The 1536-nt window shown below is 68.6% G+C and carries 3 protein-coding genes; all 3 read right to left on the bottom strand.

All coding sequences use genetic code 11. The features are described from left to right. A partial coding sequence (locus tag AB0M20_RS42820; protein WP_364307168.1) for a DUF664 domain-containing protein occupies nucleotides 1-405 on the bottom strand: 405 nt, incomplete at its 3' end. Between the two features lie 10 nt (nucleotides 406-415). Beyond that, on the bottom strand, nucleotides 416-589 hold the full coding sequence (locus AB0M20_RS42815) for a hypothetical protein (RefSeq protein ID WP_364307166.1): 174 nt from the start codon (nucleotides 587-589) through the stop codon (nucleotides 416-418). A gap of 16 nt (nucleotides 590-605) precedes the next feature. Beyond that, nucleotides 606-1430, bottom strand: coding sequence for a phytanoyl-CoA dioxygenase family protein (locus AB0M20_RS42810; protein ID WP_364307164.1), 825 nt, complete (start codon nucleotides 1428-1430; stop codon nucleotides 606-608). Nucleotides 1431-1536 lie beyond the last annotated feature (106 nt).

The following is a 1536-nucleotide window of genomic DNA, read 5'->3' as shown; positions in this document are numbered from 1 at the left end:
CAGCCACCGGAGGCTGAGCGCCACGCCGTCGATCAGCTCGGCGAGCCGCGCCTCGGGGTCACCCACGGCCCGGATCCGCCGATCACTCTCCTCGATCGCGTCGCGGTAGCCCTGGATCACGTCGCCGGCCACCCGCCCGGCCGGCACGTCCATGCCGTCGCCGCCCTCGAGCTGCGGCGCGCCGGTCAACGTGTGGACGAACCAGTAGTGCTCCACCTCGGCCAGATGGTTGATCAAGCCGAGGATGGAGGTGCCACTGTCCACCGTCGACCGGCGCATGCTGTCGTCGGAGAGCCCTTCCGCCTTCTTCAGCACGCAGTGCCTCGCGAAGGACAGAAAGGCCATCGCCGTGTCCAGTTCACCCGTGTCGACGCGCGGCACGGGCTCCCGCTGGGTCTCCGCCATCCGGCCGACCCTAGTCGGTCGGCTCCTGCCGGTTCGCCTTCGTTTCGTTGATCCCGGCATTGGTGCTGCCGTCGGACGGAGTGTCGGCGGCCGGTTCCTTGTCGGTCTGGAACTTCCCGTCCTCGTCACGCCCGGTGACGTGCTGGTCGGTGTGCGAGCCCGCGTCAGTCCTCTGATCACTCATGCCGAGGACTTACCCGCTATGCCTCGCCCATCACCAGGCCTTCGATGGTGTGTTTCTGGGTGATCGGGGTCAGCCGGTCGACAACCGGGCAGTGCAGGTGCGCGCGGACCTGCTCGGGCAGCGCGTCCCAGTACTCCCGCGTGACCGCCATCGCGTGCTTGTCGTCGTTGCCGGCGCCCGGCGCGTCGACGCCCAGCACCAGCACCGGCCGGGCCTTCTCCGAGTGGTTGATGGTGCCCCGGTGGATGGTCAGGGCCGACCGGGCGGAGATGTCGCCGCGCTGCGGGTACTTGCGGACCGCCCGCTCCTCGTACCTCGGGTACCGGTCCTTGGGCGGAAACATGCCGTGGTCGAAGTCGGGCTCGTCGTCGAACTGCGTACCCAGGGCGATCTCGAACGGTCCCATGTTCTCGGCGGTGTCCACGCCGGTGAGGTTGAACGCGAGCGAGTTGAGGACGCCCTCCTTCTTCGTCACCTCGGGCATCGGGAAATCCCGGTGCCACGGCTGGTTGACCGCTCCGGCGAACGGGATGTCGAAGCCCAGCTCCACGATCTCGTAGTCGGGGCCGAGCACGGCTTCGCAGACGGCCACCACCCACGGGTGCGTCACCAGGTCGACGAACCCCCGCATCTGCTCCGGGTGGATCTCGACGTAGTACCGGTTCGGCCCGCGCCCGACCGCGCCACCCTCACGGCCCTTGGCCTCGGCGAACGCGAGCTCGATGTCGGATCGCATGGCATCGGCCCACTCCGGGCTGAATGCCCCTTTGAGAGCGGTGATGCCGTCGGTGTAGATGGCTTCGCGGGCGGCTGTCCCCACGTCCGTGGTGCTGTCAGTCACGGTGGTTTCCCTCCTTCTTCCTCAGCCCCATCCTGCGTCAGATCAACCGCCGGCGCTCGTCAGCCAGAGGTAGGCGGCCAGCCCCAAGGCGGCCAGAGCGATGCAG

Origin of the sequence: Actinoplanes sp. NPDC051633 (assembly GCF_040681735.1) — a bacterium.
Classification (GTDB): domain Bacteria; phylum Actinomycetota; class Actinomycetes; order Mycobacteriales; family Micromonosporaceae; genus Actinoplanes.
This window is presented reverse-complemented; position numbering and strand designations above follow the sequence as displayed.